Genomic DNA, 22,619 nt, shown 5'->3' with positions numbered 1-22,619 from the left:
CTCGGGTCACACAGTATGCAACATAGTGAAACAAATGCAAGATAGTGAAATCGGAGGGCAAGTCTTGATCTCCTTGGCGGGGGTGTCCAAGCCGGCCTCGGTCATCGGAGGCTTCTTCGCAATGGCGCTGGACGTGCTGGTCGCGGTACCGCGCCGGCCGTTTGCCTGGCGCGAACTGATCCTGCAGTCGTGGTTCGTCGCGCGTGTGTCGCTGCTGCCGACGTTGATGTTGGCGGTTCCCTACACGGTGCTGGTGGGCTTCACGTTCAACATCTTGTTGTCAGAGTTTGGTGCTGCGGACTTCAGCGGCCTGACCGCCGCGTATGCCACCGTCACTCAGGTCGGCCCGATCGTGACGGTGTTGGTGGTTGCCGGCGCCGGGGCGACGGCCATGTGCGCCGACCTGGGTGCCCGCACCATCCGCGAGGAACTCGACGCACTCCGCGTGATGGGCGTCGATCCGCTGCAGGCGCTGGTGGTGCCGCGGGTTCTGGCCGCGACCCTTGTCGCGACGCTGTTGTCATCGATGGTCATCATGGTCGGTCTCGTCGGCGGCTTCTTCTTCTCGGTGTTCGTCCAACACGTGACTCCGGGCGCTTATGCGGCCGGTATGACGGTGCTCACCGGGGTCGAAGACATGATCGTCGCGATCATCAAGGCCGCGTTATTCGGACTCGCTGCTGGGCTGATCGCCTGCTACAAGGGAATTTCCGTTGGCGGGGGACCTGCCGGAGTAGGCAACGCCGTGAACGAAACCGTCGTCTACGCCGTTGGGGCGCTGTTCGCCATCAACGTGATCACCACCGCCGTCGGCATCAACGTCACGACGTGAGGTGTCGAGCATGACCGTTGCGCCTGCACGGCTCCCCCGAGTGACGTTGCTGCTGCGGAACTGGGCAGCCGGTTGGAACAGGGTGGGCGGCCAAACTCAGTTCTACGCGAAGGCTCTGGGCTCGACCGGCGAAGTGTTCGTCAGCTACCGGACCGAGCTGCTGCGCTTGATCGCGCAGATGGGCTTGGGCACCGGAGCACTGGCCGTCATCGGCGGCGCCGTGGTGATCGTCGGATTCTTGACGATCACCACGGGGGCACTGGTTTCGGTGGCAGGGTACAACCAGTTCTCCGAAATCGGTGTCGAGGCGTTAACCGGGTTCGCGTCCGCCTACTTCAACGTAAGGCTGGCGGCGCCATTGACCGCGGCGATTGCGTTGGCGGCCACCATCGGTGCCGGCGCGACCGCGCAATTGGGCGCCATGCGGATCAACGAGGAGATCGATGCCCTCGAGGTGATGGGCATTCGCTCGATCGCCTACCTGGCGTCCACCCGGCTGGTGGCCGGGGTGATCGTGGTGATCCCGTTGTACTGCGTGGCTGTGCTCGCGTCTTTCACGGCGGCCCGGTTGAGCACAACGGTGATCTACGGTCAGTCCGCGGGCGTCTACGACCACTACTTCAATACCTTCCTGTACCCGATGGACCTGATCTGGTCGTTCCTGCTCGCGGTCACGATGGCCGTGGTCATCATGCTGGTGCACACCTACTACGGCTTCACCGCTTCCGGCGGCCCGGCCGGCGTCGGTGAGGCTGTCGGCCGCGCCGTGCGAACTTCGCTGGTCGCATCCGGTGTGCTCACCGTGTTCATCTCACTGGCTGTCTATGGGCAGTCCGGCAACTTCCACCTGTCGGGCTGACGCGATGACGACTCGATCCCGGCGATTGCGTATCCCCCCGGCGTGGTGGACCGCCATTCTGGTGGTTGCCGTCGGGGCATTCGTGTGGTTGTGCTCAGCATCGTTCGCCGGAACGTTGAAATCCTCAGTGCCCGTGACGTTGACGTCGCAGCGCGCCGGTCTGGTGATGGAATCGGGCGCCAAGGTCAAGATGCGCGGCGTGCCGGTGGGCAGGGTGGCCGGGGTCGAAGGAGGATCCGAGACGGTACACGTCAAGCTGGAGCTGTTTCCCGACCAGGTCAAGTACATTCCGGCCAATTCGCAGGCGGAGATCCGCGCGACCACGGTCTTCGGAGCGAAGTACGTCGACCTGATCTATCCGGAGAATCCCAGCGCGCAGCACATCACCGCCGGGGCGGTGTTGCGTTCCCGCAATGTCAGCACCGAGGTCAACACCGTCTTCGAAAACCTCGTCGGCGTGCTGCACCAGATCGATCCGCCCAAGCTCAACGCGTCCCTCGCCGCGGTGGCCGAGGCCGTGCGAGGCCGTGGGAACCAGATCGGCGAAGCCACCACCGCTACCAATCATGTGCTCGCCGCGGTCAACCCCCGCATGGGAGCCGTGCGTGACGACTGGCGCGCACTTGCCGGTGCAGGTAATGCCTACGGAACGGCCGCGCAGCACATCTTGTCCCTCCTTGACGCGGCCAGTGTCACCAGCGCCACGGTCAGCGGCCAAGCGGGCGACCTGAATACGTTGCTGCTCAACACCATCGGATTCACCCAATCCGGTATCGACGTGATCGGCCCCAACCGGGACAACCTGGTGCGATCGGTCACCGCGCTCGAGCCGACAACCGATCTGCTGGCAACGTACGACCCCGAATACACCTGCCTGCTCCAAGGCGCCAAATGGACACTGGACAACGGCGGTTACGAGCAGGCGGGCGGCGGCGACGGGGCCACCATCGTGATCGACGACGCCTTCCTGTTCGGCGACGACCCGTACCGGTTCCCGGACAATCTGCCGATCGTGGCGGCCAAGGGCGGCCCGGGCGGCAGGCCGGGTTGTGGGTCGCTGCCCGACCCCAGTAAGAACTGGCCGGTGCGGCAGTTGGTCACCAACACCGGCTGGGGAACCGGGTTGGACATCCGGCCGAACCCGGGTATCGGCTTCCCGGGTTGGGTGGACTATCTGCCGGTCACTCGCGGAGTGCCCGAACCACCGAGCATCCGCAATCTGGGACCGCCGGCGATCGGACCCGTGCCCTATCCGGGAGCGCCACCTTACGGCGCACCCGTACCAAGTCCGGCGAGCATGCCGCCGGCCGCACCGGGAGCGCAGCCGTGAGAGACAACCTGGTAGGTGGGCTGTGGCGTCTCACCGTCTTCGTCGTGGTATGCGGCCTGGGAACGTTTGCGCTGTTCATGGTGTTTGCGCAGCTCCGCTTTCAACCGGAGCGGACTTACAACGCCGAATTCACCAACATCAGCGGGTTGAAACAGGGCGACTTCGTTCGTATCGCGGGCGTGGAAGTCGGCAAAGTCCGACACATCGCGGTCAAGCCCGACAATGTTGTGGCGGTTCGGTTCTCCGCTGACGACACCGTGGTCCTCACCGAAGGCACCCGAGCGCTGATCCGCTACGACAACCTGATCGGGGATCGCTATCTGCAGCTGGAAGAGGGTGCGGGCGGTCTAGGGCGACTGGATGCCGGACAGACCATTCCGGTGCAACGCACTGCGCCTTCGCTGGACCTGGATGCGTTGATCGGGGGCTTTCGCCCACTGTTCCGGGCACTGGATCCGGAGCAAGTCAATACGCTTACCGGCCAGCTCATCCAAGCATTTCAGGGTCAAGGTGCGGCAATCAACTCGTTCATGGCCCAGGCCGCGACGCTGACCAACACGCTGGCCGACCACGACGAGGTGATCGGGCAGGTGATCACCAACCTCGACACCGTGCTGGGATCGCTGCGCGATCAGAGCAAACAATTCGACACGGCGGTAGCCTCACTGGCCGAGTTGGTCCACCGGCTGGCCGCCGGAAAGACCGACATCAGCCATTCGTTGGCGTACAGCAACGCCGCGGCCGGGACGATTGCCGACCTGCTCGCCCAGGCGCGGCCCCCATTCAGAAATGTTGTGGCGCAATCCGACCGGATGAACAGCGTCGTCGTCGCCGACCATGACTACTTCGACGACCTGCTCAACACGCTGCCCGAGGCATATCAGGCGGTCGCTCGGCAGGGCTTGTACGGCGACTTTTTCACCTTCTATCTCTGTGAAGCGGTGCTCAAGATCAACGGCAAGGGTGGCCAGCCGATGTATGTGCGGCTCGCCAGCCAGGGCGGCGGGCGGTGCGCGCCGAAATGAAGCCCTTCTCCGAGCGGAACACAGCGGTCATCGGTGTCGTCGGCGCCGCTGTGATCGCCGCGGTCGTCGTCGGCGCCCTGCAATACCAAAGGTTGCCCCTCTTCAGCATCAAGAAGGCCGTCCACGCCGCCTACTTCGCCGAATCGAGCGGGCTGACATCGGGCGCGCACGTCCAGGTTTCCGGCTTCCAGGTGGGAGAGGTGACCGGCGTCGAGCTGGAAGGACCACGCGTGCTGGTCACGTTCAACGTGGACAAGAGCATTCGCCTCGGGGAGCGCACCGAGGCGGCCATCAAAGCCAAAAGCCTGCTCGGAGTCAAGGTACTCGAGATCACCCCGCGTGGAGACGGTCGCCTCTCGGGTGCGATCCCGCTGGAGCGCACCACCCCGGCCTACCAACTCCCCGACGCTCTGGGCGATTTGGCGCACACCATCCGCGGACTCGACACCGATCAGGTCAACGAGTCGTTGCTCACGCTGGCGCACGAGTTCCACGACACACCGCCGGAGCTGCAGACAGCGCTGCGCGGTGTCGCCCGGCTGTCGCAGACCCTCAACGAGCGAGACAGGCAACTGCGCGGCCTGCTGGCCAGCGCCAACTCGGCGACCACGGTGCTGGCGCAGCGGACAGATCAAGTCGCCGGCCTGATCGTCGACACCGACGGGTTGCTGGCGCAGCTGCAGACACAGAGCGCGGCACTGGACCAGATCTCGGGCGAGATCGCGGCCTTGTCGAAGCAAATCACAGGCTTCGTCGCCGACAACCGCGACCAACTGCGGCCTGCGCTGGACAAGTTCAACGACGTCCTGACTGTCATCGACAACCGCAAGGAGCGCGTGCAAAAGTCGATCAAGCTGCTTCATGCCTATGCGATGTCGCTGGGCGAGTCGGTCTCGTCGGGCCCGTTTTTCAAGGCTTACGTGGCGAACCTGCTGCCCGGCCAGTTCGTCCAGCCATTTGTCGACGCCGCATTTTCCGACCTGGGTCTCGACCCGAATGTGCTGTTGCCGTCGGAGCGCGTCGATCCCCCCACCGGACAACCGGGGACCCCCGCGCTGCCGGTGCCCTATCCGCGGACCGGCCAGGGCGGTCCCCCGAATCTCACGCTTCCCGACGCGATCACCGGCAAGCCGGGTGACCCCCGCTACCCCTACCGCGAGCCGCTTCCTGCGCCGGCGCCCGGCGGCCCGCCGCCCGGCCCGCCCGCGATAGGGGGTGGCTGATGGAACGACACAACGCTCGCCTCGGGCTGGCCGTCGGACTGGTCGTGGTGCTGATCGCCGGAATCATCACGCTGCGGGCGGTGGCCGCCACCGCCAGGACCGAAGTCGTGGCCTACTTCGACAACAGCAACGGCATCTTCGCCGGCGACGACGTGGTCATTCTGGGGGTGAAGGTGGGCCAGATCCGGTCCATCGAACCGCAGCCACAGCATGCCAGGATCAGCTTTTGGGTCGACGGCAAGTACCGGCTTCCGGCCGACGTCAACGCGGTGATCCTGTCGCCGAAGCTGATCACCTCGCGGGCAATTCAGCTGACTCCCGCCTACACCGCCGGTCCTGTGCTGCCCGACGGCGCGGTGATTCCGCAAGACCGCACCGCGGTACCGGTGGAATTCGACGATCTGCGCCAACAGTTGGAGAAGCTCAGCCAGAGCTTGCAACCCACCGAGCCCGGCGGCACCAGCGCGTTCGGAGAAATCATCAACACCGCAGCGGACAACCTGCGCGGCCAGGGCACCTCCATCCGCGACACGATCATCAAGTTTTCACAAGTGATGTCGGCGCTCGGCGATCACAGCACCGACATCTTCTCCACCGTCAAGAATCTTTCGACGCTGGTAACGGCGCTGCACGACAGCGCAGACCTGATGCGCCAGCTCAACCAGAATCTGGCTGCGGTCACCGCACTGCTGTCCGACGACCCCGACGAGATAGCCAATGCGGTCAGCGATCTCAACACTGCCGTCACCGTCGTCACCGATTTTGTCGCCGAGAATCGAGAATCTATCGGCGCCACCTCCGACAAGCTCGCGTCGATCAGCACCGCCCTCGTGGACAGCCTCGACGACGTCAAACAGAGCTTGCACGTGCTTCCCAACGCGCTGCAGAACTTCGTCAACATCTGGGACCCGGCGCACGGCTCGATCACCGGCATACTCGGGTTGAACAACTTCTCCAACCCGATCACGTTCCTGTGCGGGGCGATTCAGGCGGCCTCTCGTCTCAACAGTGAGCAGTCGTCGAAGTTATGCGTCCAGTACCTCGCGCCGATCATCAAGAACCGCCAGTACAACTTTCCGCCGATCGGGGCGAACCCGTTCGTCAATGCCAAAGCCCGGCCCAACGAGATCACTTACAGCGAGGACTGGCTGCGTCCGGACCATCCGGCACCGTCGCCGGCTCCCGAACCTGCCCCGGCCGCGGGTGCCCCCGCATGGACCGACGCCGCGACCGCCAATCCCGCCGATGGCCTGCCGGGACTGATGATTCCGACGGGAGGCGGGTCATGAGGCGGGTTGATCTCGCCGGCAAGGCCGTGGCGATGATGCTGTGTGTCGTCGCGGTGGCTGTCGGCGGTTGCGGGTGGCGGGGCGTGAACTCGCTGCCCCTGCCCGGCACCGAGGGTGGTGGAGTCGGGTCGTACCTGGTGAAAGCGGAACTTCCAGACGTCACCAACATCGCGCCCAACACCCGAGTTCGAGTCGGCGATGTGACCGTCGGCACCGTCACCAAGGTTGAACGCCAGGGCTGGCACGCACTGATCACGATGAAGCTGGCTGGCGATGTCAGCCTGCCCGCCAACGCCATCGCCAAGGTGGGCCAAACCAGTCTGCTCGGCACCCTGCATGTCGAGTTGGCGTCACCGGCCGACGAGCCGCCGACCGGCCGACTGCACAACGGGGCACTGATTCCACTGGAACGTGCTGGCGCCTATCCCAGCACCGAGCAGACCCTGGCGGTGACCTCGATGCTGCTCAACGGTGGTGGCCTCGGGCAGATCCAGGACATCACCACGGCGTTCAGCTCCGCGTTCGCCGGGCGGGAAACCGACTTGCGTGGCGTCATCAACCGGCTCGACGAATTCATCGGCCACCTTGATGAGCAGAAGAACGACATCATCGCCGCCACCGAGGGCATCAACAACGCAGCCGGCCAGTTCGCCGAACGAAAACCTGTGCTGGACAAGGCCCTTAAGACCATTCCCGACGCTTTGTCGGTGATCAGCGAGCAACGCGACAACCTCGCGCAGGTTCTGGTGAAGCTCGGCCAGCTCAGTGCGCTGGCCGCCGACTCGGTCAACCAGACCAAAGAGGCACTGGTGGCGGAGTTGGAAGATATCGGCCCGGTGCTGGGGTCACTCGCCGATGCCGGACCTGCGCTCACCCGTTCACTGAGCCTGCTGGCGACCTACCCGTGGCCTAAAGAGACCATCACCAACTTCGTCCGCGGCGACGCGGTCAACATCACCATGATCATCGACCTCACGTTGAGCCGCCTGGACACCGCGTTCTTCACCGGGACCCGATGGGAAGGCAACCTGACTCAGCTCGAGATGCAATGGGGGCGCACCATCGGACAATTGCCCAGCCCCACCACGGCCGGCAATCCCCTTGTCGCGCCCTACCGTTTCGATCAAGGGCCCTGACATGCGCCTGAATCGACGTATCAAGATTCAACTGGTCATCTTCACGCTGATCTCGATAGTGGCCGGGTCGGTGATGCTCTTTCGCTATATCAATGCTCCGGCAATGCTGTTCGGCGTAGGCCACTACGCCGTCACACTGGAACTGCAGCAGGCCGGCGGACTGTACCCCAGCGCCAACGTCACCTACCGGGGCACCGAGGTCGGTCGCGTCCGAAACGTTCAACTGTCTCCCTCCGGGGTGCGAGCCGAATTGCTGCTGACATCCCGGATCAAGATTCCCGCGGACCTGCAGGCCGAGGTCCACAGCCAGTCGGCCATCGGTGAGCAGTACGTCGAGCTACGGCCCCGCACGGGGGAGGGGCCGGTGCTGAAGAACGGGGACGTGATACCGGTGCAGGCCACGTCGGTGCCGCCGGCCATGGACTCGCTGCTCGATGCCACCAACCGCGGGTTGGCGGTTATCCCGCACGGCAACTTGCGCACCGTGATCGACGAAAGCTACACCGCGGTAGGGGGATTGGGGCCCGACCTGGCTCGGCTGGTCAACAAGTCCACCCGCTTGGCGATGGACGCGGACAAGAATCTGGACGCCTTGACCGCGGTAATCGACCAATCGGCGCCGGTGCTCGACTCACAAACCGACAGTGCCGACGCCATCAACGACTGGGCCAGACACCTGGCTGTTATCAGCGATCAGTTGCGCACGCGGGACAGCGCGGTGGCCAGCGTGCTGCAGAATGGCGGACCGGCCGCCGACGAGGCCCGGGAACTCTTCTCGCGCCTGCAACCGACGCTGCCGGTGCTGCTGGCCAACCTGGTCAGCGTCGCAGACGTGGCGATCGCCTATCAGCCGGCGATCGAGCAGCTGCTGGTCCTGCTGCCACAAGCGGTGGCGGTTGAGGCGGGTACGACGGTCGCCAATCTGAACACCAAGCAGGACTACAAGGGCCTGTATCTGGACTTCAACCTGAACGTGAACGTTCCTCCGATCTGCCAAACCGGCTTTCTTCCACCCCAACAGTGGCGGTCGGCGTCAGCGGTTGACTATCCGGATCGTCCGGAGGGCGCCCTGTACTGCCGGGTGCCGCAGGACTCGCCGTTCGGTGTTCGCGGTGCCCGGAACTACCCGTGCCTGACCGTTCCGGGGAAGCGGGCGCCGACGGTGAAGATGTGCGAAAGCGACGAGCAATACGTTCCGCTCAACGACGGATTCAACTGGAAAGGCGATCCCAACGCCACCTGGTCCGGACAGGACATTCCTCAGTTGCCACCGGGTTCACCGCCCGCTGCGGCCCCGGCTCCACCGCCGATCGCGGTAGCCGAATACGACCCTGCCACCGGCAATTACGTCGGTCCGGACGGGCGTCTATACAACCAATCGAATCTGTCCCAACGCCTGCCGAAGGAGCAAACATGGCAGTCGATGCTGATACCGCCGCCGTCGAAGTAGACGAAGAAGAAGGCTTGGCCCCGGTTGCGTCGCAGGACGGGCCGGCCGTGCCGGACGACGACGTCGGTCTGGCCGAGGACCGCAAGGGCCCCGGCGTGGGCCTGGCCGTGGCCGTGGGCGTGGCCGCGATCGCGGCCCTGTGCGCCATGGTTGGCTGGTTCGGGTACCGCGGTTATCAGACCCACCTGGCCCAACAGCAACGGCAGCTGTTCCTTCAGGCCGGGCGCCAAGGTGCGCTGAACCTCACCACGATCGACTACGCGCAGGCCGATGCCGACATACAGCGCATCCTGGACTCCGCCACCGGATCCTTTCGCGACGATTTCGAAAAGCGTTCGCAGCCCTTCATCGACGTCGTCAAGAAGGCGCAGTCCAGGTCCGAGGGCACGATCACCGAAGCCGGACTGGAATCCCAGGACGGCAACGAGGCCAGGGTGCTGGTGGCTGTGACGGTCAAGACTTCGCTGGCCGGGGCTGCCGAGCCGGAGCCAAGGGCCTGGCGGATGCGCATGACCGTGCAACAGGTCGGCGATGCCGTCAAGGTCGCCAACGTGGAGTTCGTGCCATGATGCGCGCCACGCTTCGCCGTATCGGCGGTGCCGAACGACAGCGCGGGTGGCGCCTGCTGGCATACGGTGTGCTGCCCGCACTGGTCCTGGCCCTGACCGGGGTGACCGGCTACCTGAAATGGTGTGACGAGCGGTCCGGCGTCATCCGGGAGGCCGCAATCGAGTCCGTAGAGGTGGCCACCGACAGTGCCATCGCGATGCTCTCGTATCGCCCCGACAGCGTCGAGCAGGACCTCGATGCCGCCCGCGGCCGCTTGACCGGAGGGCTCAAAGACTCCTACACGTCGTTGACTCACGACGTGGTGATACCGGGTGCACGGCAGAAGCACATCTCGGCGGTCGCCACCGTCCCGGCAGCCGCCTCGGTGTCGGCTTCAAACAGCCACGCGGTGGCACTGCTTTTCATCAACCAAACGATCGTGATGGGAAACGACCCACCCACCGACACCGCCTCCCGGGTGCGGGTCACCCTCGACAAGGTCGACGGCCGGTGGCTGATCGCCGGCTTCGACCCCATCTGATCGCGGAAGGAGTAGCTCAGATGTGCCGAAATCAGCTGGCCGCGTTGGCAGGTACCGCGGTGATCTGGCCGGGTGTCCTGCTCGCCGCCCCAGCCGCCGTCGCCGATCCGGTGGCCTACCTGGTGAACGTGACGGTGCGGCCGGGCTACAACTTCGCAAATGCCGACCAAGCCCTGGACTACGGCAACGGAATCTGCGACAAGGTCGCGCACGGCCGCAGCTACGCCGAATTGGTCGGCGACGTCAAAGCGGACTTCGCGACGACCGACGACTATCAGGGGTCGTACCTGATCGCTCAGGCGGTCAACGAGCTGTGCCCCGCCCTAATCTGGCAGCTGCGCAACTCGGCAGCCCACTACCGTCCCGCGTCGTAGCGGCAGCACAGGAGGCCCGATTCATGTTCGCACCACGGCGATTCGGAATATTGGGGGTTTCGATCACAGCTACGGCCGTCCTCGGTGCGGGGCCGGCGATGCCGGTCGCGCATGCCGACAACAAGAGACTCAACGACGGCATGGTCGCCAACGTCTACACCATCCAACATCAAGCGGGCTGTACCAACGACGTGCGAATCAGTCCGCAACTGCAGTTGGCGGCGCAGTGGCACGCGGTCGACGTGCTGAACAATCGGGCTCTGGACGGAGATATCGGATCCGACGGTTCCACTCCGCAAAGCCGCGCCCAGGCCGCCGGATTCCAGGGCAACGTCGCCCAGACCGTGGCGATCAACCCCGCGCTGGCCATCAGCGGACTCGAGCTGCTCAACCGGTGGTATTACGACCCGACCTCGTTCGCCGTGATGTCGGACTGCGCCAACAGTGCGATCGGGGTGTGGTCGGAGAACAGTCTGGACCGCACCGTGGTGGTGGCCGTCTACGGCCAGCCGGCCGGAGGGACGCCTCCGTACCTGGAGTCGGAGAACTTTCCGCTCGATCCCAGCCCCGATTACGACGCCAGCGACGAACTGGAATTCGGCTTCAGATGGTTGCCCTGGATTCTGCGAGGCAACTACCCCCCGCCCGGTTATCCGCCGAGCAACTGAGCCTTCGCAGGGACTAGACCCCCATCACAGCCTCGGCATTGCCGTGTGCGATCGCGTGCCGCTGCGCATCGGTGAGGCGGGCCTGCTCAAGGAATTCCGTGACATTGTCGCGGACGATGTAGGGGAAGTCCTCGGAGTAGATGATCCGTTCGGCGCCGATCTCGGCGACGATGAAGTTCAGCTGGTTCTGGTTGTACATCCCCGACGGTGTGGCCCACACCTGTTCGCGGTAGTAGGTGCTCACCGGGCGTTCCAGGTGGGCGCCGCCCCAGGCGACCGCCTCGTCAAGGCGGTCGAGCCAGCCGGCGACGAATTCGCCCCAGTGACCGCTCAGCAGCTTCAGACCGGGGTGGCGATCCAGCGCCCCGGACAGGATCAACCGCAGGATGTGGACGCCCGCCTCGGCGTGCCAGCCGAATGCCGGGCCGGAGAACAGGAAATGCAGCGCAGCCGGCCAGGCGCCGGCGTAATAGGCGTGCGATACCGGGTCCTCCGGCACTCCCGGGTGGACGTAGATGGGCAGGTCAACGGTCTCGGCTGCGGCGAGGACGAGGTCATATCGCTCGTCGTCGAGGAACCGCCCGCCGCACGTTCCGGAGATGAGTGCACCGACGAAGCCCAGTTCGTTGACGCAGCGCTTCAGTTCGTCGGCGGCGGCAGCCGGGTTGTGCAGCGGGAGGGTCGCGAACCCCCGAAAGCGGTCGGGATGCTCCGATATCTGCTGGGCGAGCGAATCGTTGACCATTCTGCACAGCTCGACGGCCTCAGGATGGTCGAGATTGCCGGGACTGTTTGCGCCGTGCGAGACAACCTGCACGTCAATACCGACGCGGTCCATGTGGGTCAGCCGGTTGCCGGCCAGCCGCTCCGCCGAGTCCCGGTCAGGCATGAAATCCCGCAGGAAACTACCGAACCCGTCGTCGGGAACGATGGGCCCTGGCCCGGCTATCTCCAGTACACGTGCGACGGCTTGGGGGTGATGAAAATGCTCCTCGACGGTGACGATGCGCAACGGGATTCCCTCCTGCCCTGATCAGCCACCGCTGTGGGCGCCGGTCATCAGCGCAGCGAGGTCGTCCGGGGCCAAAAAGGACGGCGGCGGCGGTGGACCCCAGTTGAACAGCCCCCGGGCGCCCTCGAGCGTCTCCGGCGTCCACAGCTGATCATCGACGATGCAGTCCATGTCCGCGTAGTACTCACTGAAATTGCCGGCAGGGTCTTTGAGGTACCAGAAGAAATTCGACCCGGCGTGGTGGCGGCCCAACCCCCAGACGTGTCGCTCCGGATGATTCTCGAGCATCGCGGTCGCGCCGCGTCCGACATCGTCGACGTCGTCGACCTGCCAGGAGGTGTGGTGCAGAAACGCCACCGGCGCCTTGAGCACCAGCACGTTGTGGTGGTCGGTCGAGCAACGCAGGAACGCTCCGGCGCCCTTGATCACGTCGCTGACTTTGAAGCCGAGCCCGTCGACGAAGAACGACTGGGTGACCGCGAGATCGGTGGTGCCGATCACGGCGTGGCCGAGCTTGCGGGGGCGCACCGGACCGGTGCGCAGCACGCCGGGGGCGCGAGCATCCTGCCGTACGACACGGCCCGGGCCGTTGTACGACGTTGTAGCGGCGGCGGGTTGGTTCAGCCGGGCGGTGACCTCGACAGTCGCCCGTACCCCGGTCGCGTTGTCGACCGCGGTCACGCTGTGGTCGTCGCGGGTTGCGGTGACACCGAGATGGTCCAGACCGGCCGCGACGCGGTCGATATCGTCGCCGTCATCGGCACCGACCCGCATCTCGATCAGCCGACGGGTGGGCGCCGGCAGCACCTGCAGCTGCCGGCCGCCGTCGCGGGTGCTGAACCAGCCGTCGCTGTGCCGCAACAGCCCGAATTCGGCGTAGTAGGAAGCTGTTTCGTCGACATTGGGAACGCCGATGGCGACCGAACTCAATCGGTGCAGAGCCACGATTGCCCAACCCGCTAATGGCTGCGGGTGTCGGCGATGAAAGTCTGGTGCAACTCGCCGATGCCTTCGATCCAGCTGTCGAGGCGCTCGCCGGCGCGCAGGTACCGCGGTGGTTCGAGGCCGAACCCGACGCCGGCCGGTGTCCCGGTGAAGACGACGTCGCCGGGATACAGAGTCAGGTTCTGCGACAGCATGGCGATCAGGGTTCCGACACTGAAGATCAGGTCGCCGGTGCGGGCCTTTTGGACCTCTTCCCCGTCGATGGTGCAGCCCAGCTCCAGATCGTCGGGATTGCTGAACTCGTCGAGTGTCACCAGCCACGGCCCCTGCGGCGCGAAACCGGGGAAGGACTTCCCGAGGCCGAACTGTGCCGCCGGGCCGCGGAGCTGGGATATCCGCTCCGAGATATCTTGCCCCACAGTGAATCCAGCGACATACGACAGACCCTGGTCGGCGTCGATCCGGCGGGCTTCGCGACCGACGACGGCCACCAGTTCGACCTCCCAGTCCACATTGCCGCCGGCCGGGATGACGACCTCGGAGTCGGGGCCGGTGAAGCTGGAGACGTACTTGGTGAACACCGGCGGCATTTCGGTGGGCAGCTCGAAACCGGACTCCGCGGCGTGCGAGCGGTAATTGAGTCCGGCCGCCAGCACCTGTCGCGGAGCGGGCGACGGCGGGCCCAGGCGCCGGCGATCCACCGGCACCGCACCGGTCAGCGCGCCGGAGTCCAGGCCGGCCGCCCACGCCGTGACCTGCTCCCAGGCGTCGTACACGGAAACGAGATCGGGGCCGAAACGCCCGTCGGATGCCGTGGCGATATCGATGGCCTTTTCGGCGCCGGTGTCGCCGATCACCAGGCTGGCCCGATTGTCGAGGTTGGCGAGACGCATGAAACTCCTTCAGTGGTGGTTGTTCTGGTACGCGCATTCGTGCGCGAAAGCCAGCTGCCGGTAGTGGACGGACGCGCCGATCAGGTGGTGGTCGATGCAGTGCCCCACCCCGTCGACGATCTCGGAGTGAACGCGTTGCTGCGGGGTGAATTTCGCCAGGAAGGTCTGCCGTGCCTCGGTCGAGCCGTCCCAGAGCGCATCGAATTCCGCGAGCGCGTGGTAGATCGGAACGGCGATCGCCGGCGCCACCGCGTCGAGACGGCTCGCCGCCCACTTCGGCGCGGTGGTCAGCTCGATCATGGGGGCCGGTGCGTATGAGCTGCGGGCAGCGGCCACACCGGTAGTCGTGTAGGAGCCGGGAGGCCCGTACCAGAGGTTTTCCCGCTCGGCGATCGGGACGTCGACGACACCGGACAGCGGAAGGGCGCCGAGTTGCTCGGCGGCCCCACCCGTCGGGATACGTGCGCCCATCCCCGTGGCCGCCAGGCCGACCAGGTTCCACGCCGGGCCGCGTGCGGCGATCTCGAAGGCGATCATGCCGCCCACGGAGTGCCCGACCAGCACGACCGGCGGGTTGTCGCAGCCGGCGAGCAGGTCGGCAAGCGCCGCGTCGAGGACGCGGGCCTGTTCGGCGAAGGCGTAATCGTAATCGTCTGCCGGCTGGCCGCTGTCGCCGTAGCCCGGCCGATCGATGACCAGGACGTCAAAACCGTTGCGGTTGGCGATGTCGACAAACGAGCCGGCCGCAGAACCGGCCACCTCGAAGTAGCGGCCGGTGAACAGGCCGCCGTGCAGTGTCACCAGCAGCGGTGCGTCCGCCGCCGGGTGGGCAGCCGGGTAGCGGCGCCCGGCGACGCGGGTCGCATCGACCTGGGCGGTCACGGTGTTCATGCTTCTCCTCGGTGGGCCAGTGGCGCCGCAGTCGCGGTGCGTACCTGTTGCTCGGTGACGCCCGGTGCGCATTCCCGCAATACGAATCCGGTCGGCGTGACATCGATGACGGCAAGGTTGGTGATGACGCGGTGCACCACACCTCGGCCGGTCAGCGGAAGCGTGCACTGCTCAACAAGTTTGGGGTTGCCGTCACGGTCGGTGTGCTCCATCACGACGATCACCCGGCGCGCGCCGTGCACCAGGTCCATGGCGCCGCCCATGCCCTTGACCATGGCGCCGGGCACCATCCAATTGGCGAGATCGCCGTCAGCGGAGACCTGCATGGCGCCCAGCACTGCGGTGTCGATGTGCCCGCCGCGGATCATCCCGAACGACAGCGCGGAGTCGAAGAATGCCGCACCCGGGTTGACGGTCACGGTCTCCTTGCCGGCATTGATCAGATCCGCGTCGACAAGATCTTCGACCGGGTAACGACCGGTGCCCAAAATCCCGTTCTCCGAATGCAATACGACGGTCACGTCGTCATCCAGGTAATCGGGGATCAGAGTCGGCAGTCCGATGCCGAGGTTGACATACTCTCCGGACCGCAACTCGCGTGCGGCGCGTGCGGCGATCTGATCGCGGGTGTAGCCGATCTGGGCGGGTCTGGTCATGAGCTCGCCGCCCCGGCTCGGGTGGTGCGTTTTTCGATGCGTTTGTCCTGTGCGCCGGTGTGCACGATCCGCGCGGTGAAGATACCGGGTAGGTGCACGTGGTCGGGATCGAGTGCACCCGACTCCACCAGATGCTCCACCTGTGCGATGCAGATCCGACCGGCCATCGCCACCAGCGGATTGAAATTGCGGGCCGCCTTGTTGAACACCAGATTGCCGTCGGTGTCGGCGGTGTGGGCGTGCACCAGGGCGAAGTCGGCGGTGATGGATTCTTCGAGCACATAGGGCTTCCCGCGGAAATCTCGGACCTCCTTGGCGAGAGAGGCGACTGCCACCGAGCCGTCGGCGCTGTACCGCCAGGGCAGCCCGCCGTCGGCGACCATCGTGCCGACGCCGGCCGGCGTATAGAACGCCGGGACACCCGTGCCGCCGGCGCGCAGTCTCTCGGCGAGGGTGCCCTGCGGAGTCAGTTCCACCTCGACCTCGCCGGCGAGGTACTGGCGAGCGAATTCCTTGTTCTCGCCGACGTAGGAGGCGGTGATGCGGCGAATCCGGCCGGCGCTCAACAGGACTCCCAGGCCGTGGTCGTCGACGCCGCAGTTGTTGGAGAACACTTCGAGATCGGTGGCATCGCCGGCCGCGATCGCGGCGATCAACTCGTCGGGAATGCCGCACAGCCCGAAACCGCCGACGGCCAGCGACGAACCCGAGGTGATGTCGGCGACCGCTTCGGCCGCTGTGGTGAAGACCGTGGCCATCGTCATGGCTGGACCGCCGAGGCGAATCGGCGGAACAGCGCGGCAGCGTTGGTTGCCTCGACCCGTGCCAGCTGCCCGTCGGCCCAGCCCGAGAAGCCGGTGAGGTTGGCGATATTCGTCGCCACTGTCGGCTCTGGTGCGGCGGGCCAGTCGGTGCCGAATAGCACATGATCGGCCGTGGTGACTTCCAGTGTCGGCAGCAGGGAGTTGCGACTGCCGGCCAGCGCGGTCTCGTAATAGAGGCCTCGCAGCGCTTCGCGCACATGCGCGGGGTCGATCTCGGCGTCGGCAGGACCTCGCCCCATCTGCGTGTGTTCGGCGATCCGCCAGCCCAGGGTGGGCAACACCCCGCCGCAGTGCGCGAGGATCAGTATCAGATCGGGGTGCCGCTGGAAGACACCGGAGTAGATCGCATCGGTGACGGTGCGTGCGGTGTCGCAGGGGAATTCGATGATCGAGCTGGGACGGCCGAACCCGAGGTCGGCGATGTGGGGACAGTCCGCGGGATGCACGAAGGCGGGTACTTGCCGGCGTGCCAGCTCGGCCAGGATCGGCGCGTAGAAATCTCCGCCGAGATAGTGGCCGGCGGCGTTGCTGGACAACAGAACGCCGTCGAGGCCCAGCACGTCGAGCGCGTACGCGACCTCCGACAGCGCGTGCTCCGGGTCATCGGCTGGAATGGCGGCGAACGCACCGAATCGGCCGGGGTAATCGGCGATCAGTGCGGCATATTCTTCGTTCACCTGTCGGCAGAACCTGGTCGCGAACTCGGGGTCGTCGGGTCTGCTGGTGAATGCCCATGGCACCGAGAGGAGTTGGGTGGCGATGTGATGACGTTCCATGAACTCGATGGCTGCCGAAGGAGACCACTGGACCGACATCTTGTATCCACCGCGCAGCGTGAATCCCGAGTTGAACAAGCGCTGAACCGAGCCGCCCAGGTAGTGGGTGTGCACGTCGATGCGGGTGTTGGTCACGTCAAACGCCCGTCGGGGGTCGTCTGCATTCCCGCACACCAGACTCGCCGGATGTTGCGGGTGGCACGAATGTCGGCCAGTGGATCGCCGTCGAGCAGGATGAGGTCCGCGCGGTAGCCCGGCGCCACCACGCCACGGTCACTGAGCCCGAAACATCGGGCCGGCAACGAGGTCGCGGCGCGCAGGGCATCAGTCGTGGACAGGCCGGAGTCGACCAGAAGTTCGAGTTCGTGGTGCAGACTCTCACCGTGCCGCGGTGAAAACGGTACGCCCGGAGTGGCATTGGCATCGGTACCGGCGAGGATCGGAATGCCGGCCTCATACATGGCGGTGACGCTCGAGCGTGCCGCCGCGTAGTCGAGCCCGGCCACCGCTCCGATCTTCGCGGCGATCCCCTCCATCATGGTCAAGGTCGGGATCGCCAGTGTGCCGGCCGCGGCCATCCGACCGATGATCGATGCATCGAGCGGGTGGTCGAGGGGAACGTGGGTGATCATGTCGGCGCCGGCGGTCACCGCCATCGCGAAGGTGGGGGTGGCGGTGGCGTGCACGATGGTCTGCTTGCCTCGGTCGTGAGCGGCGATGACCAGTGCGTCCATCGTGGACTGGTCCGGTCCCGGACTGTCGGCGATGATCTTGATGTAATCCGAACCGGCATCGATTCGCTCGGCGACGAACTGCGCTGCCGCATCCGGGGTGTCGACGAAGCCGGCGGCCGGAAAACCGGGAATGTGGCTGTGCGTGCTGCCCGACGTTGTGGCCGGCGTCCCGGCGCTGCGGATGTCGGTGCACCCGTGCTGATGTCGCAGGCCGTCGACCCTCGCCGACGGCCAGGTCGCCATGTCGAGTGCGGTGGTCACCCCGTAAGCGCACATGCGCTGCAGTGTCTCGATGTCATGCAGGTGAATGTGGGCGTCGATGAGACCCGGGAGCAGCACACCGCCGGCACCGTCGACGATCTCAGCCCCGGCGGCGTCGCTGCCGATCACCGCGTCGTCGATCACGACGGTCACCGGCTCGGTCAGCGCAGAGCCGTCGAACACCCGAACATTTCTCAGCGCGGTCTTCATCAGATCAGCGGGGTGATCTGATCGTCGCGGCCGAGCAGTGCCTTGCCGTAGATCTCGTATCCGATGGCCGGGGTGACCACCGCGTGGCGCGCAGCAACGTTGGAGTCTCGCCAAATACGTTGCAGTGGATTGACGTCCGCGAAGCTGCCCGCGCCGTGCGCGCTGAGCAGGATATCGATCGCCTTGGTGACGTTGTCGAGGACCCAACCGGTGTCGGCGCGAACGCGGGCGCGGGCGAGCTCATCGGGGAAGACGCCGGCTGCGGCGGCGGCATCGATGGCCTCGGCGGCACGGTAGGCGTGCAGATGCGCGGTGTCGATCATCATCGCGGCCTTCGCAAGCTGCAACTGGAACGCCACCGAGTCGGATTGGGAGGTGTAGAAGGTGTAGGAGACCGGCTTTCCGGGCGCCTTCTCCCGAACGATTTCCAGCGCCTTTCGGCCCATGCCGAGCTGGGGGCCGGCCAGCACCAGCGACAGCAGCGGGACGAACGCCGACCGGTAGAGCGCTTCCTCCGAATGCTCGGTGGCGTGGTCGCCGGCGATCGTCTTGGGCACAGAGACGATTCGGTGCTCGGGCACGAACACGTCGGTGGCGACCAGACAGTTGGAGCCACTCGATTTCATGCCGGCGACGAACCAGGTGTCCTCCAGCTGGAGATCGGTGTAGGGGACCAGCGCCAGACCCTGGTCGACGGTCTCACCGGCCTCGTCGGTGATCGGGATCCCGAGCACCGCCCAGTCGGCGTGCCAGGAGCCGGAGTTGTAGAACCACCGGCCGGTCACCCGGAAGCCGCCGTCCACCTTGACCGCCTCCGCGGTCGGTGCAAGCACGCCGGACACTTTCGCCTCGGGAGTCTCGGCCCATACGTCGTTCTGGGCCTGCTCGGGGAACAGCCCGGTCATCCACGCGCAGACATTGCACAGGGTGACCACCCAGGACGTTCCGCCGTCGGCCTCGGCGACCGCCGAGGACACGTCGAGCATGGTGCGCATCGAGGTCTCGTAGCCTCCGTAGCGGCGCGGCTGGGCGATCTTGAAGGCTCCGGCGTCGGTGAGTGCGGTGATGGACTCCTCGACCACGCGGCGCTCGGCTTCACCCTGCGCGGCGTTCTTGGCGATCAGGGGCTGAAGTTCCTGGATCCGCGAGACCAACTCGGCGGTGGTGGGGATGGTGACGGCTGCGTCGACGGTTGTCATTGGCGGTTGTTTCCTCTCGGGATTGCCGTGCTCAGTTCGAGCACGCAGTGATCTGGTCGACGATGGGGCGGCGGGGCCGCTCGGCGTGACGCGAGTGCGTGCCGAAGGTGCGGTGGGCATAGATCAGGGGCGGCAGCTGAGCATGCTGGGTTCGGGTTACCAGGCCGACCAGCAGCAGATGGTCGCCGCCCGGCATGGTGTCGTACAGGTCGCATGCGGCCCAGCCGGCACTTCCGTCGATGCGCGGCAGGCCGGCGTCGTAATGCCACGGCGTGCCGGCGAAGCGATCGGCGTCCCGGCGGGCGAACAGCATCGCCAGCTCGTCCTGACCGTGCCCGAGCAGGTTGACCCCGAAACGGCCGGTGCCCAGGATCCGCTGCAGCAGCGACGATCGACGTTCGAAGGCCACGGTGACCAGCGGAGGCTCGAGCGACAGCCCGGCGAAAGAGCTGACGGTGGCCCCGTGCGGTCCCTGATCGTCGCTGGTGGTCACGATGGTCACCGGTGTGCAGACCCCGGCCATCAGTTCGAGTGCGCGTTGGCGTTCGACCCCGACGGTGCTGTGCTGTGTGCTGGACATGATGGTGACTTTCCGTGCGTTACTCGGCGCCGGTGAGGATCGGCTTGGGGTGGGGCAAGCCGGCTTGCAGAGCCCAAGCCCGGCTGGTGAGTTCTTCGACGCCGGCTCCGGCGCGGCGGGCGACCAGCATCGCTTCCGGATCGAACGCCGGGCCGTAGGAATCGTCGGCGTACTCGGGGCTGTGCATCATGTAGTCGGTAGCCGCTTGCGGGTCGAGGTTGTCGATCTGCAACTCCACGAAGTTGCGGTCGGGATCGCGGTAGTACAACGACGTCGTCACCCCGTGCGCGATGGACACCGCAGGGGAAATGCCGTTGTCGCGCAAGGCGGAATACCGGTCCAGCAGGTCGTCGAGGTGCTCGAATGTGTAGGCGACGTGATGGGCGTAGGCGGCTGTCGCGCTTTTCGCCTGCAAGGGTTGCGGCGCTTTGAGCAGCGCCACCCGGTGGTGTTCGTCGTCGTAGGTGACAAAGCACAACTGGTGGTCCTCGTACACCACGTGGCCGTCGAGCACCGCGCAGTACCAGTCCCGCATCTGTTCGGGTTGGCTGGTCTGAAAGACGACGTGGGCGAATCTGGGCTTAGCCGACACCGCGGACCAACCTCCTGTTAGCCAGGTCACGTTTGTGATGTGACCGAGGCTAGGACGGCCCGACGATCCGCAATATCCACTTTGCGCGATGCCTTGTCCGCTACGCGACCATTGGCACCTGCGGCGATCGGTCCACCATTCGTCCGAGGCGATCGGCCGCCGACCCGTACCATGTGGTGCACGGGCGACGACTACGAGGTAGGCAATGTCAACGGTGCCGGATCTGGACACCTCGCCGACCAACCTGCAGGGCAGGGAACGGCGGACGGTTGTCTGCGCCACCGACGATTTTGACGTCTACCGCGATACCGTCAACGACGTCTACTACCCGGCGCGGCTGGAACTGGTGGGTCCCGACGCTCGGCTGACCGATGCACAGATGTCGGCATTCCGGCTGACCGACTTGACCATCGGGATCGTCCATTTCGGTGCTGAGGTGTCGATTGATCCCGGCGACATGGGCGGCTACCACGTCGATATGCCCCTGGTCGGTTCGGCCGCAACCCGCTGCGGCGCACAGGAACTCATCGCCACCCCGAACTGTGCCGCGGTGTACAGCCCCGGCGAACACACCGTGGTGAACTCGTGGCCCGCGGCCACCACTCAGGTCAGCATCAAGATCGACCGGACGGCGCTGGAGCGTGAGCTGGCGTGCATTCTCGGCCGGCCCGTGGATCAGCGGGTGCGCTTCGACATCGGTTTCGACCTCACCGCGCCTGCCGGGGCGCGATGGCGGTCGATGATCCAGCTGCTGCTGGACACCGTGGCACGCCCGGGCTTCGTTCCGGACGCCGCATTGGCCGCGCAGACCCGCTATCTCGAGCGGGCGGTGATCGCCGGGTTGCTGGCCGGCCAGCCGCACTCGATGAGCGACGTCATCCGGCGCGGCGGGACGCGCGCGTGCTCGTCGGCGCTGCGCAAGGTGGTCGATCTCATCGCCGAAGCGCCCGGTGCGCAGTACACCGTCGTCGACTTGGCCGAGGCTGCCGGTGTGGGGGTACGGCAGTTACAGAAGCTGTTTCGCGACGAGTTCGATACCAGTCCGGCGCAATACCTGCGCAACGCAAGGCTGGACGGTGCGCGAGCGGACCTCATCGACCGGAGTGACACGGTCACGGTCAGTGAGGTGGCCTACCGGTGGGGCTTCAATCACCTCGGCCGCTTCGCCCTGCACTACGAACGACGATTCGGCGAAACCCCGTCGCGGACCTTGCGTAACCGTTAGCCGTCGGCGGCCAGTCGTTCGATCAACGGGGTCAGGCGGAAGTCGACGAGGTTTCGCATCACCAGCGCGGTGTTCGTGCGTTTGACCCCGCGGATGCCGAGAATCTGCCCGGCGATCCGATAGAGGTCGTCGGCGTCGCGTGCCACCACCTGAACCAGCAGGTCGGCGACGCCGCTGAGGCCGTGGACCTCAACGATTTCCGGCACCTCGGCCAGCGCGGCGGCGACTTCGCGCAGCAGTCGTTGCTTGACGTTGGTCAGGACAAAGGCGCGTAGGGGATAGCCCAGGAAGTCCGGAGTGACGGTGCGCTCGAATCGTGCCAGGGCGCCGGTCTCGGACCAACGAGCCAGTCGCGCCTGGGCTGTGTTGCGGGATACCCCGGTCTGCTCGGCCAGCGCGACGGTGGCGGCGCGGGGATCGGCGTTGAGTGCCAGCAACAACCGTGCATCGATCGCGTCGGCAGTGCTCCGGCTTGGCATTCTGACTACCTCGTCTTCCCCGTTGCGACCGGTAGGAGTGCAATTTGATCAGACTATATCGATGCA

At 65.8% G+C, this 22,619-nt stretch carries 25 protein-coding genes; 13 read left to right on the top strand and 12 right to left on the bottom strand.

Annotation, left to right across the window (positions count from 1 at the left end):
• Positions 1 to 121: 121 nt before the first annotated feature.
• The 12 genes from ABW16_RS00415 (at position 122) to ABW16_RS00360 (ending at position 11,276) form a co-directional block, all read left to right on the top strand.
• Positions 122 to 832 carry an MlaE family ABC transporter permease gene (locus ABW16_RS00415; RefSeq protein WP_047317634.1) on the top strand — a complete coding sequence of 237 codons (711 nt, stop codon included), beginning with the start codon at positions 122 to 124 and terminating at the stop codon, positions 830 to 832.
• Positions 833 to 842: 10 nt separating this feature from the next.
• Positions 843 to 1,691, top strand: coding sequence for an ABC transporter permease (locus ABW16_RS00410; protein ID WP_047317633.1), 849 nt, complete (start codon positions 843 to 845; stop codon positions 1,689 to 1,691).
• A gap of 4 nt (positions 1,692 to 1,695) precedes the next feature.
• Complete coding sequence (locus ABW16_RS00405; protein ID WP_047317164.1) at positions 1,696 to 3,021, top strand: MCE family protein; 1,326 nt, start codon at positions 1,696 to 1,698, stop codon at positions 3,019 to 3,021.
• Entirely contained in the window at positions 3,018 to 4,046 is a 1,029-nt protein-coding gene (locus ABW16_RS00400; RefSeq protein WP_047317163.1) for an MCE family protein, read from the top strand. Before ABW16_RS00405 ends, ABW16_RS00400 begins: the two co-directional genes overlap by 4 nt.
• Entirely contained in the window at positions 4,043 to 5,269 is a 1,227-nt protein-coding gene (locus tag ABW16_RS00395) for an MCE family protein (protein WP_047317632.1), read from the top strand. Before ABW16_RS00400 ends, ABW16_RS00395 begins: the two co-directional genes overlap by 4 nt.
• Positions 5,269 to 6,558 (top strand): virulence factor Mce family protein, encoded by a 1,290-nt coding sequence (locus ABW16_RS00390; protein ID WP_047317162.1) that lies wholly within the window; start codon positions 5,269 to 5,271, stop codon positions 6,556 to 6,558. Before ABW16_RS00395 ends, ABW16_RS00390 begins: the two co-directional genes overlap by 1 nt.
• The gene (locus ABW16_RS00385; protein WP_047317161.1) at positions 6,555 to 7,694 is read left to right on the top strand and encodes an MCE family protein; all 1,140 of its coding nucleotides are present in this window, start codon (positions 6,555 to 6,557) and stop codon (positions 7,692 to 7,694) included. Before ABW16_RS00390 ends, ABW16_RS00385 begins: the two co-directional genes overlap by 4 nt.
• A 1-nt stretch (position 7,695) precedes the next feature.
• On the top strand, positions 7,696 to 9,144 hold the full coding sequence (locus ABW16_RS00380; protein ID WP_047317160.1) for an MCE family protein: 1,449 nt from the start codon (positions 7,696 to 7,698) through the stop codon (positions 9,142 to 9,144).
• The gene (locus ABW16_RS00375; protein ID WP_047317159.1) at positions 9,108 to 9,713 is read left to right on the top strand and encodes a hypothetical protein; all 606 of its coding nucleotides are present in this window, start codon (positions 9,108 to 9,110) and stop codon (positions 9,711 to 9,713) included. Before ABW16_RS00380 ends, ABW16_RS00375 begins: the two co-directional genes overlap by 37 nt.
• Positions 9,710 to 10,234: a hypothetical protein gene (locus tag ABW16_RS00370; RefSeq protein ID WP_047317158.1), complete on the top strand. Its 525-nt coding sequence runs from the start codon at positions 9,710 to 9,712 to the stop codon at positions 10,232 to 10,234. Before ABW16_RS00375 ends, ABW16_RS00370 begins: the two co-directional genes overlap by 4 nt.
• A gap of 20 nt (positions 10,235 to 10,254) precedes the next feature.
• Positions 10,255 to 10,608: a DUF732 domain-containing protein gene (locus ABW16_RS00365; protein WP_047317157.1), complete on the top strand. Its 354-nt coding sequence runs from the start codon at positions 10,255 to 10,257 to the stop codon at positions 10,606 to 10,608.
• A gap of 98 nt (positions 10,609 to 10,706) precedes the next feature.
• Positions 10,707 to 11,276, top strand: coding sequence for a CAP domain-containing protein (locus ABW16_RS00360; RefSeq protein ID WP_109519430.1), 570 nt, complete (start codon positions 10,707 to 10,709; stop codon positions 11,274 to 11,276).
• A gap of 13 nt (positions 11,277 to 11,289) precedes the next feature.
• Here the strand turns inward: ABW16_RS00360 and ABW16_RS00355 are convergent, their stop codons facing one another.
• Genes ABW16_RS00355 through ABW16_RS00305 form a run of 11 tightly spaced genes read right to left on the bottom strand, consistent with a single transcriptional unit; the run spans position 11,290 to position 20,849 of the window.
• Positions 11,290 to 12,288, bottom strand: a complete 999-nt coding sequence (locus ABW16_RS00355; RefSeq protein WP_047317155.1) for an amidohydrolase family protein — start codon at positions 12,286 to 12,288, stop codon at positions 11,290 to 11,292.
• Positions 12,289 to 12,309: 21 nt separating this feature from the next.
• Entirely contained in the window at positions 12,310 to 13,233 is a 924-nt protein-coding gene (locus ABW16_RS00350) for a VOC family protein (RefSeq protein WP_047317154.1), read from the bottom strand.
• Between the two features lie 14 nt (positions 13,234 to 13,247).
• Positions 13,248 to 14,126: a fumarylacetoacetate hydrolase family protein gene (locus tag ABW16_RS00345; protein ID WP_047317153.1), complete on the bottom strand. Its 879-nt coding sequence runs from the start codon at positions 14,124 to 14,126 to the stop codon at positions 13,248 to 13,250.
• Between the two features lie 9 nt (positions 14,127 to 14,135).
• On the bottom strand, positions 14,136 to 15,017 hold the full coding sequence (locus tag ABW16_RS00340) for an alpha/beta hydrolase family protein (protein WP_047317152.1): 882 nt from the start codon (positions 15,015 to 15,017) through the stop codon (positions 14,136 to 14,138).
• Complete coding sequence (locus tag ABW16_RS00335) at positions 15,014 to 15,673, bottom strand: CoA transferase subunit B (RefSeq protein ID WP_047317151.1); 660 nt, start codon at positions 15,671 to 15,673, stop codon at positions 15,014 to 15,016. The genes ABW16_RS00340 and ABW16_RS00335 overlap by 4 nt, the downstream gene beginning before the upstream one ends.
• On the bottom strand, positions 15,670 to 16,431 hold the full coding sequence (locus ABW16_RS00330; protein ID WP_047317150.1) for a CoA transferase subunit A: 762 nt from the start codon (positions 16,429 to 16,431) through the stop codon (positions 15,670 to 15,672). The genes ABW16_RS00335 and ABW16_RS00330 overlap by 4 nt, the downstream gene beginning before the upstream one ends.
• 2 nt (positions 16,432 to 16,433) lie before the next feature.
• A complete protein-coding gene (locus ABW16_RS00325) occupies positions 16,434 to 17,408 on the bottom strand; it encodes an amidohydrolase family protein (protein ID WP_047317149.1) in 975 nt (324 codons plus the stop codon).
• Positions 17,405 to 18,478, bottom strand: a complete 1,074-nt coding sequence (locus ABW16_RS00320) for an amidohydrolase family protein (RefSeq protein WP_047317148.1) — start codon at positions 18,476 to 18,478, stop codon at positions 17,405 to 17,407. Before ABW16_RS00320 ends, ABW16_RS00325 begins: the two co-directional genes overlap by 4 nt.
• Positions 18,478 to 19,677, bottom strand: coding sequence for an acyl-CoA dehydrogenase family protein (locus ABW16_RS00315; RefSeq protein WP_047317147.1), 1,200 nt, complete (start codon positions 19,675 to 19,677; stop codon positions 18,478 to 18,480). The genes ABW16_RS00320 and ABW16_RS00315 overlap by 1 nt, the downstream gene beginning before the upstream one ends.
• Positions 19,678 to 19,708: 31 nt before the next feature.
• Positions 19,709 to 20,257 (bottom strand): flavin reductase family protein, encoded by a 549-nt coding sequence (locus ABW16_RS00310; protein WP_047317146.1) that lies wholly within the window; start codon positions 20,255 to 20,257, stop codon positions 19,709 to 19,711.
• Positions 20,258 to 20,276: 19 nt separating this feature from the next.
• Complete coding sequence (locus tag ABW16_RS00305; protein ID WP_047317145.1) at positions 20,277 to 20,849, bottom strand: VOC family protein; 573 nt, start codon at positions 20,847 to 20,849, stop codon at positions 20,277 to 20,279.
• A gap of 205 nt (positions 20,850 to 21,054) precedes the next feature.
• Here ABW16_RS00305 and ABW16_RS00300 point away from each other — a divergent pair, with 205 nt between their 5' ends.
• Complete coding sequence (locus tag ABW16_RS00300) at positions 21,055 to 22,074, top strand: AraC family transcriptional regulator (protein ID WP_047317144.1); 1,020 nt, start codon at positions 21,055 to 21,057, stop codon at positions 22,072 to 22,074.
• Here ABW16_RS00300 and ABW16_RS00295 read toward each other — a convergent pair.
• Positions 22,071 to 22,553 carry an Lrp/AsnC family transcriptional regulator gene (locus tag ABW16_RS00295; protein WP_047317143.1) on the bottom strand — a complete coding sequence of 161 codons (483 nt, stop codon included), beginning with the start codon at positions 22,551 to 22,553 and terminating at the stop codon, positions 22,071 to 22,073. The two genes, ABW16_RS00300 and ABW16_RS00295, sit on opposite strands and share 4 nt — an antisense overlap.
• Positions 22,554 to 22,619 lie beyond the last annotated feature (66 nt).

It is taken from the genome of Mycolicibacter heraklionensis (assembly GCF_001021505.1).
GTDB classification, from domain to species: domain Bacteria; phylum Actinomycetota; class Actinomycetes; order Mycobacteriales; family Mycobacteriaceae; genus Mycobacterium; species Mycobacterium heraklionense.
This window is presented reverse-complemented; position numbering and strand designations above follow the sequence as displayed.